The sequence below is a fragment of the Acidiphilium sp. PA genome, assembly GCF_026191915.1.
In the GTDB taxonomy this organism is placed as follows: domain Bacteria; phylum Pseudomonadota; class Alphaproteobacteria; order Acetobacterales; family Acetobacteraceae; genus Acidiphilium.
In genome coordinates this window covers 1,326-9,970 of record NZ_JAIMBY010000047.1, presented here as the reverse complement: position 1 = coordinate 9,970, position 8,645 = coordinate 1,326, and the positions used below count along the sequence as shown (strand labels likewise).

The 8,645-nt window shown below is 58.6% G+C and carries 8 protein-coding genes; 1 reads left to right on the top strand and 7 read right to left on the bottom strand.

Annotated features, from left to right (window positions below):
• Nucleotides 1–183: 183 nt before the first annotated feature.
• The 7 genes from AruPA_RS20780 to AruPA_RS20750 all read right to left on the bottom strand — a co-directional run bounded on the left by AruPA_RS20780 (nt 184) and on the right by AruPA_RS20750 (nt 6,678).
• Entirely contained in the window at nt 184–801 is a 618-nt protein-coding gene (locus AruPA_RS20780) for a hypothetical protein (protein ID WP_265638654.1), read from the bottom strand.
• Entirely contained in the window at nt 794–1,672 is an 879-nt protein-coding gene (locus tag AruPA_RS20775; protein WP_265638653.1) for a TniB family NTP-binding protein, read from the bottom strand. The genes AruPA_RS20780 and AruPA_RS20775 overlap by 8 nt, the downstream gene beginning before the upstream one ends.
• Nucleotides 1,662–2,975, bottom strand: coding sequence for a transposase family protein (locus AruPA_RS20770; RefSeq protein ID WP_265638652.1), 1,314 nt, complete (start codon nt 2,973–2,975; stop codon nt 1,662–1,664). The genes AruPA_RS20775 and AruPA_RS20770 overlap by 11 nt, the downstream gene beginning before the upstream one ends.
• A gap of 67 nt (nt 2,976–3,042) precedes the next feature.
• Nucleotides 3,043–3,303 carry a leucine zipper domain-containing protein gene (locus AruPA_RS20765; RefSeq protein ID WP_265638651.1) on the bottom strand — a complete coding sequence of 87 codons (261 nt, stop codon included), beginning with the start codon at nt 3,301–3,303 and terminating at the stop codon, nt 3,043–3,045.
• Between the two features lie 806 nt (nt 3,304–4,109).
• Nucleotides 4,110–4,931 (bottom strand): sulfotransferase, encoded by an 822-nt coding sequence (locus AruPA_RS20760; RefSeq protein WP_265638650.1) that lies wholly within the window; start codon nt 4,929–4,931, stop codon nt 4,110–4,112.
• Nucleotides 4,931–5,872, bottom strand: coding sequence for a PEP-CTERM sorting domain-containing protein (locus AruPA_RS20755; protein WP_265638649.1), 942 nt, complete (start codon nt 5,870–5,872; stop codon nt 4,931–4,933). Before AruPA_RS20755 ends, AruPA_RS20760 begins: the two co-directional genes overlap by 1 nt.
• A gap of 194 nt (nt 5,873–6,066) precedes the next feature.
• Complete coding sequence (locus AruPA_RS20750; protein ID WP_265638648.1) at nt 6,067–6,678, bottom strand: endonuclease/exonuclease/phosphatase family protein; 612 nt, start codon at nt 6,676–6,678, stop codon at nt 6,067–6,069.
• 883 nt (nt 6,679–7,561) lie between these two features.
• Between AruPA_RS20750 and AruPA_RS20745 the strand changes: the two genes are divergently transcribed.
• Nucleotides 7,562–8,008, top strand: a complete 447-nt coding sequence (locus AruPA_RS20745; protein WP_265638647.1) for a hypothetical protein — start codon at nt 7,562–7,564, stop codon at nt 8,006–8,008.
• Nucleotides 8,009–8,645: the final 637 nt, after the last annotated feature.

Genomic DNA, 8,645 nt, shown 5'->3' with positions numbered 1-8,645 from the left:
CAGCCTCCGCCTCGATTGCCTGGGCCAGCAGCCGACGGGCTCCGTCCCTCAGGATCGCCGTCAGCGGATCCTCAACGTCTCCGGGCTTGCGGAAGGGAAGAATAGTGCTATCGCTCGTCATAGGCGTATCGCTCCTTTAAGAGGTTCAGGCAGGCTTCCACCCGCCTCGATACGCCACCTTTCTCACCAAGCCATCACCCAATTTCGGCCATAGCTCAAGCGCATCGACAGGAGCCGCAAAATGATCAGCGGCGACCAGCTCGTTGTAAACGGACGCCAGGCGAAGTCGGCAAGCTGGCGCGCGCCGATACGCGCTGTGTTTCGGAGGCCTTCGAACCATAGTGGCTCCTCGCGAGCCGGATTGACCCGATCGAGTTTCGGCGGTCCGGGCGGCGTGAAAGGTGTGCCGCAACGTTCGCACTCGATCGACCAGAACTCGAACCACGCGCGTACCGCGACAGGAACGCGGGTCGTTGCTCGGTGATCGGCTCGGCAGGTCAGGCAAAGCTGGAGGAGAGAAGAGCTCGGACCAAGCTTCCGGGTTGGAGGTGAATGCATCATGACCCGCAGGCTGGTCGGTGTCGAACGCAGGATTGTTGATGCTCGCCGCAAATCGTTCGTTAACAACTCTCGATCGATCAAAGATGCGCACGAAACTGACAGGCCAATATGTGTAGCGAGATATGCCAAATTGATTGCGTATTCGGCGGCGATCCGCCGCAGCCAGGACGAAAGCAATTCACCGGGGAAGCATGGCGGAACATATGGCAATGGTAGACGCTCAGTTCGATCGTCAGGCATAGGCCGGCATAGCCTTGCCGATCGGTCGCCAAGCCTCAACGCTGGTGTCGTTGATGCACTCTCTGCCGGAACGGATCGCTGCGATCGCGAGGTCGTTGAACATACCGAAGATGCGGGCAGTGACGCCGTCGGTTGCCTCCAGCACTTGCCGCAATGCTCTCGCCGAGACCTGGCTCGCCAGCTTCAGCGGAAGATGCCGCAGTATGATGACAACCAGTTGCTCGAATTCTTCGTCGCCCTGCCAACGTGGTAGTGTGAGTTCCTCAAACCGCCGCATCAGCTGCACATCGCCGCCGATCGCGTCCCGAGCATCGGCGATCCCTAGGCAGACGAGCGAGATCTGCAACTCGTTGCTAATGAACCTCAGCGTATTCAGCAAAATGCGCTGCTCCTTGGCGCTACCGGCAAGGAGATTGTGGACTTCGTCGAGCATGAGCAGTTTCACCTCCATGCGCTTCAGATTGCGCATGATCTGGACTTCAAGTTCGAGCACTGTCGCCCGCGGAACAAAAGGTACCCCGATCGCCTGCAGGAGGTGTCCGTAGAACCGCCGCTCGGTCGCGTGGCTCGCCATCTGCAGAGCAAGCACGGGCGAAATCAGCCTGCGCTGCTCACGGTTGTAGATTGCCGGATGGGCTCGGCGGAAGCGCTCCATCAGCATGGTCTTTCCCATGCCGCTGTCGGCATAGACTGCGATACTCGGCATTCGGGTAGTACGCGGGCGCACAAGCAACTCGTCCAGCATTTCGAGTGACCACCGGGCCCGTGGATATGTGATCCAGCGCTCTTCTCGGATTGCTATGCGGTCGCTGTCCGACCGGTCGAGGAGGCTAGCAGCGCTCTGGACAAGGTGGCTGTGCTCAAGGCTCATCCCACACGCTACCCTTTTCTGCATCGCCGCGCGCGGGTGTGCTTGTGTCGATCCCGCGCATCTGGGCGTCCACGTTTGCACGCTCCGACGAGGACGGTCGGCGGTCCCTGTTTTGACGCGCCCGTGCGGAGAGGCGAAGCGCTTGGTCTTCGATTGCACGCTGTTCAATGACCGTCGAAAAGATCATGCGCTCGTCGACCTCGCGACGTCCCTTCTGATTCAGGATAGCGACGGCTGCATCCCTTTCCCAAAGACTGATCGCAGGATTGGACAGCTCGCAATAACGCGCCTCCACGAAACGCCCGTTCGGACGGCAAACGAAGACATGGGAGAGGTCACGGGGGTCATACCGCACGGAGAGCTTGCCTTGGGCGCGACCGACATCCTGGGCGAGCGCCGGGGCCCAGTAGCGAATCCCGAACAGGTGGACCCCATCGCGCCGAAGCAAGCGTGGCTTCTCTGGCAGGAACGATACCCAGAAATTCAGCCGATCGCTGGGCAGACGGACCGAGATCGATGGTATCATCTCCCGCCAAACGGCGATCGGTGGACGGTGGAGAGCAGTGTGTACTTTCTGATGATACTTGCCGAGGATTTCCAAAAGCAGCCAGCGTTCCAATTCGCGCATGGTCAGGGCAGCGCCGGCGCGAGGGTCGCGCGCCGGCCGGTCGGCAACGCTGCTGCCCGTGCTACCAGGCAGCATATGCAGGGCGTTCATCTGCGTGCCGATCAGTCGCTCGATATGCCCGCCGTAGTGCGGCGCACCGGGCGGTCGCCATGCCAGTTGGATACCGTGCTCGCGGCATCCGCGGATGAAAGCCCGGCTTCGGAAATCCGCGCCGTTATCGACCGCGATGGACGAGGGCAAGCCCATTGTCGGCCAGGGCAAATCGAGCCCACGCCCTTGGAGGAACTCCGTTTTTGGGAAGACAGCATTGAGAAGGCACACGCCGACCGAGACGGCGGAGGGCTCGTGAAGCGCTAGATAGGCGCCGACGACCATGCGTGTGTACACGTCGATGGCAAGCGTGAGCCAGGGCCGCACCGAGCCCAGGCGCGACGTGGCCTCGGCGACGATCACGTCGACCTTCGTGTGGTCGATTTGAACGATCTCGAGCGGCCGCGAGGCGACGAGCTCCCCTGGGACGGCGTGAGTCGCAGCAATAGCGGCGCGATCTTGCCGTCGACGCACGGCCAAGCCAGGATCGACTTGTCGAACTCGGGCGCGGATCGTCCGCCAGTCCGGTGGTGGCAGACCTTTCTGGTGGCATTGCGCACGCACGCGCTCGACAAGCTGGCTCACGCGGGGTCGCTCGGGTTTCAGGTAAAATTGGGTGATTTCGTGAGCGATGATCGCCTCGCGTGGAGGATCAAGGAAACGCGACCCTCTTTTGCGCCCGGCTTGCTCTGGGAGCACCGCTGACGTTTACCTCAGCAGTCCGAAAGCGGGCGAGAAGCCGGTAAAAGGTCGCCCGGCTGATCGACAATTCCTTTATAGCATGAGCTATGAAGCGCGATCGCTCGCGGGCGTCGCTCACCGTCAAGAGACGTCGGAAAACATCCGAACGCGCCTGGGCGGTCTGCCAGCAGTCGTCCTGCACATCCACCGTCTGTTCCTGGTCGAGCGCCATGAAAGTGACTTCAACGTTGCAAAAATTTTTGTCTCACGTTTAGTGTCGCTAAGCAAGCAAGAATCTCAGGTTAGGCGTAGGCACGAATAGCAAAGACACGCGTTAACACATTGAATCTGCAACTGCCAGAATCTCGGCATAAGATGTCGTCCGACAACTGGATGTATCTCAGTGACCGGCCGGTGGTCCATATAGCTGGTTCGCTCTCAGTTGACCGACCTATGGCACCGAAAGGGCGCCCGGGATCGACCGGTCAATTCGATCACGTTTCATTCCGTACCAGTGACCTCGACGCGGTACGAACGAAACTCGATTCACTCGGGATTTCGTATGAGGGTATCCCGGTTCCCGGGTTCGACCTGTATCAGTTATTTTTCTACGACCCAGTTGGCCCGAGGGTCGAGCTTACTTTCGATGTTCAAAGGGACGGCGATCTGCAAAAAAGTGACTGAGTCGAGATAACTGATATTATCGCGCGTAGTGCAATTATTCGGGGGGCTATCGGGGTAGGGGAGGGGAGACGCCAGGAATTTCGACGTGGCGTCGATGATTCCGCCGTATCAATTGCCGACAGGGTTCCGGTTCGCAGAGCTGCCGCTACGCCGCTACAACCGTGGATTTATCGGACAAGTCCAAAACTGTATGATAACCTGTCATGTCGGCGCGGTCGGCGTCAAATCAATCTTCGACAAAATAGCGGGTAAATGTTACCGCATTGTTTACGTCTAGCGTACGTAAGGCCCACTTTCGTGTCCGGACCCCAAGGGCGATCCGACTGCTGCCAACAATGAAACATTTTCTGCCGACTACACGACGCGCACTGCAGGCGGCAGCATGGTTCTGTCCTCCCAGAAAGCATCTTTCTGAAAGCGAGAAAAGATATCCGGTGGTAGGATGGTCGACCTTTCTCTGGGTCGCACTCTGGTGCCAACATGATGGAGGCCAGGCATGCCAAGGCGAAGGTCAAAATCGATCATATCGTAACAAGGTTCAACATGTTCGGGATCATGTTTGAATACGGGCTCCGAGATCGTGTTGTAAATCGCCGTGAGAACGCCCACCGGATCGGTAACGAGGCTTTCGTAACGTACCAGTAATAGCCGATCCGCCTGCGCGCCATAGACTGCCTCTCGGAGCGCGTTGAAGGCGTGGCCGACCATTCCATTTGTCGAACCCATAGCCGCAGTTCGGGAGTAAACCGTACCGCCGGAATCATAGCCGAATATGCCCGAGAGCTCGAACGAATTTCTACGCACCAGAGTTTCGATGCTATCCATGATCCAGGCTAGGTTTCGGACGCAACAAACTATCCGTGCCTCAGGAAAAAGCCTTGTCAGCGCCGGCAGTTTGCTGGTCCAATCGCGGTTGGTATCAAAAATGACTGCGCCCGGCTTTGCATCCGCATAATAGGCGGAGAATACTCCACGGAGCAGGCGTTCACGGGTCTCGTCATTGATGAATACGCTACCTTCGTTACGCTGACTGGTCTCGCGGAGCATGGCATTAAACAGCGCGCTTACCGGACTGCTCATGCCGGAGACGATGCAGGGGTTCTGTCGAAGAAGCGCTGCAAGCAAGGTCGAACCGGATCGAGGCAAGCCTGAAATGAAATGCAGCCGGCTCTTCATCAATTAGGGCTGCGGCGCTGACGCTTGAGTAAGCTGAGGCCGAGCAGACCGGTCCCGAGTAGAGCGAGGGAGCCGGGTTCTGGAACCGGGACAGCACTCTGTGCGGCAATTATGACTTCGCCGTTGCCACCCAGTGTCGCGAGGTTGAAGAGAGGATTTGAGCCAGCATCGAACGAGCCACCTCCACCACCGGATCCGGCGTTGTTCCCGGTGCCGCCACCGGCCCCGCCGCTGTAGCCACCTCCACCACCGCCACTGGATCGACCTCCTCCCCCGCCGCCACCGAAGCCACCCGCGCCACCATAGGAGCCGTTTCCACCGGCGAGATTATTCAAAAATGATTTTCCGCCGTTACCGCCAGGATAGTAGCCATAATAGGAGGGAGTTGCGCCATTTCCTCGCAATCCTCCGCCGCCTCCCCCAAAGAAAGGAGTGTAGAAGGATCCAGAACCCGCATATCCGCCGCTACCTGCCGTGCCACCATAGTTACCACCATCTGATTGACCAGCAGTGCCGGACTGTCCGGGGCCGCCATTGCCGAAGTAACCGGCACCACCACCGCCACCAGCGACGAGCAGCGGGTTGCCAGTGGATGCCACGACGAAGCTACCGCCCCCCCCACCGCCACCATAATTACCTTTGACTCTCCCATAGCCTCCCACGGCAATCTGAAGCGTCTCGCCGCTGGTCAAGGCAAAATCACCACTCACTTCGGCCCCAAGGCCGCCCGAGTAGCTGCCATGATTGGCACCGTAGGTGTTATGGACATTGCCTCCTGCGGCCCCGAAAGCGGTGATTTCGTAACTGCCGGTGGTGGGCGCACTAAAGGTTTGGATTGCCCCCGTATAATTAAAGGTTTCGGAAAACGGCGTGGCACGTGCGATGCCGGCCGAAAGAGCCAGAGCGAGTAGCGATGTGCTTCCGAGCAAAATAAAGCGCATAATGACAGTGTTCCTAGTTTCTGTATGATGAAGTCCGAAAATTAAGAAATCTATCCCTTCCTATTATGCAACAAAGAGGCCGGCGGGCCAACCGCTCAGACAGATTTTTTAGACACGGATGTGTGATCAGACTTCAGGAAACGTGGCTTACGCGCGATCACGCATATTATCGCGCGTAGTGGAATTATTCGGGGCTATATCGGTTCCAGGTCCATCAGGATCGGCCGATGGTCGGACTTGCCATAGGCCAGCGAAACCGCGTTCGTGCAGCGCAGGCCGCGGATCAGACACCGATCAAGTCGTAATGGCACCAGACCTTTGGCCCGATGGGTCGCGCAGCGTGGGCCGACATCGGCAAAACCGGGCAGGCTGAGAGTTCCGAGGGCGTTGAAATCACCGATCACCGCATGAAGTTGCTGGTGAGCACGGAGCAGGTGGCGAAGCTGACGGCGGTTGGCGATCTGGCCATGATCCAGATGCACGGTGGCGATCTGAAGTCCGTCAAGACAGACGATGAGGGCGAGGCGGACATCAATCAGCCGAAACAGCGGGACCGGCAGGTCAAATTTACTGGCCACCGGGAGGGGTTCCACCGTCGTGGTGAAGCGACGGGGACTCCAGACGGCGGGGCCGTAAAGTTGTCCCGACATCGCCTTGCGTACACAGAACCCGCCGAGCTGCCGTGTCAGCGCGTCAGCCGGGAGAGTGGCTTCCTGCATCAGAACCAGGTCGGGTCGATGGGTCTCCACGAGACGGCCGAGATCGTCGATCCCTGCCCCATTCCGCCACAGTAAATTCCAGCTCAAGACGCGCATGCCGCCTTATCGGCGGTCAAGGACCCGCAAGCAATCGACGCGGGCGGGGGGACGGGGGGCTGGAGCACGGGCAGCTCGCGCACCGCCTCGGCCACCTGCCGCCCGGTCATGCCACCTGGCCCGAAATAACGAAACGCCCCGATTTGTAGCATAGGCGGACAAAAAAAGAACACTCGAGGAGAGAACCTCAGGGTTTCCGCTGGTTTGAGCGTGGAGGAGGGTCCTGAAGCCGGAAACGCGAGTGTACGGAAAACGGGTGTTTTCCGTACACTTCGATTTGAAGTCGAAAATACCATAAAAGTCGAGGGTATTCCTGTACGAGAACTCCTTATGCTACAAATCGGGGCGTTTCGTTACTTCGGGCGTGTGCCTTGCCAAGGTGCACTGTTCTCCCCGGTGGGAATCCGGGCCGGCAAACTCTCGCTCCAGCCGGAAGCACTCGGGGCGGGTCAGGAGGCGACAAATGGCCTGAAGCACTTCGAGAAAAGGCCCTGTAGAGGGTCAGCGGACCGTGCGGGCCGCAACGTGAGTAAACATCGAGCAGGCCTCGAAAGACTCAATGTGGGAGCCGACCCGCCGCTTGAACGGGGAAGGCCGCCGTCGTCGGTGAAGCGAGCGAGACACGCAACCGACGATCCCGCCGGGGTAGTGATGGCAGCACGCACGGGACATGAATGGTGCGCAACAAGGGAAGTCTGCGATCGTGGCGAGGAGATGGCGCCTCCCCGCCAATGGCGAACCCGTGAGGAACAGCGCCAGCGGCCGCAGATGGCGGATGGGTTCGTAGTACCGATGAGGCCGGGTAATGCTGGCAGAGGGAAGGAACCCTGACCCAACTCAAGCGAGGGAAGGGCTGACAGCCCGGCGATTGACGATGAGTCTACCAACGCCTGTTAAAACGGTTGAGAAGCTGCAGATCTCGCTGCAGATGAAAGCTAAGACTGAACTCAGTTTTCGCTTCTACGCCTTATGGGACAAGGTTTTTCGCAACGACGTCCTGAGAGAGGCCTTCGCTCGCTGCCGCGCAAATGCGGGAGCCGCTGGGGTTGACGGCGAGACGTTCGAGCAGATCGAAGCCCACGGGCAAGAGCGCTGGTTGGGAAAGCTGCAGGAGGAGCTGATCAAGGGGCAGTATGTCCCGAAGCCCCTACTGCGAGTGTGGATACCAAAGAGCAGCGGAGGACAAAGACCTCTTGGCATTCCGTGCATTCGGGACCGCGTGGTTCAGATGGCGGTAGTGCTGGTCATCGGCCCTATATTCGAGGCGGACCTACTGCCTAAGCATTACAGTTGCATTTTAGATTTTAAGTGTGCCTGTTGAGCGATTGCTTGATGAGTTCGTCGCCACAGCGACCAAGCTATAACGAAGGCAGGTCGGATACGTTTTTGCGCGAACCGGTGTGCGATCCGCCGCAGACGTCCTAACCACGATGCAACTTGAACGTCTAGAACGTCTGCTTTGGCTCCCGCTACGTTTAGTCCGTGCTACCTGCGCCCCAGACGACTAGGCGGCAGTGTAACGCCTACCACTTGACCGGAAGAAAAGTTGGACCACGTTCCACCCTTGGTGCTAGCTTTGGGACTAGTGGCAACTCCCAGTAGCGACCCGGTAGCTTCTGTCAAAGCTTCGGCGGTTTTTGCTTGAACCCGAGCTGGTATTGCTTTGGGCCAGGACCGTGCCTACCATAGCAGTGCACAGAGACCATTACGACCGTATACGCTACTACCGCCGGCAGGCCGACGTCCGGTTAGTCAGAGGTGGTTTTTTTTGCTACGCTGTGGGACGTTCTGTAGTGGGCCTGAATAGGCAACCAGTTAGGTTCTTTAGTCCGCCTAGCGTGTGGCCAAGCGCGTTTTTGCATAGGCTGGACGGAAGCAATATCGAACCAGCGACACCGCTGCTTGAGTAGTTCGTTAGCGAGTTGTCCGTGTGAATTTTAGATTTTACGTTGACATTA

Bases quoted from the DNA above. Each gene is read 5' to 3' on its own strand.
- AruPA_RS20780 (WP_265638654.1), bottom strand. From the start codon at position 801: ATGCCTGACGATCGAACTGAGCGTCTACCATTGCCATATGTTCCGCCA.
- AruPA_RS20775 (WP_265638653.1), bottom strand. From the start codon at position 1,672: ATGAGCCTTGAGCACAGCCACCTTGTCCAGAGCGCTGCTAGCCTCCTC.
- AruPA_RS20765 (WP_265638651.1), bottom strand. From the start codon at position 3,303: ATGGCGCTCGACCAGGAACAGACGGTGGATGTGCAGGACGACTGCTGG.
- AruPA_RS20760 (WP_265638650.1), bottom strand. From the start codon at position 4,931: ATGAAGAGCCGGCTGCATTTCATTTCAGGCTTGCCTCGATCCGGTTCG.
- AruPA_RS20755 (WP_265638649.1), bottom strand. From the start codon at position 5,872: ATGCGCTTTATTTTGCTCGGAAGCACATCGCTACTCGCTCTGGCTCTT.
- AruPA_RS20745 (WP_265638647.1), top strand. From the start codon at position 7,562: ATGAGTCTACCAACGCCTGTTAAAACGGTTGAGAAGCTGCAGATCTCG.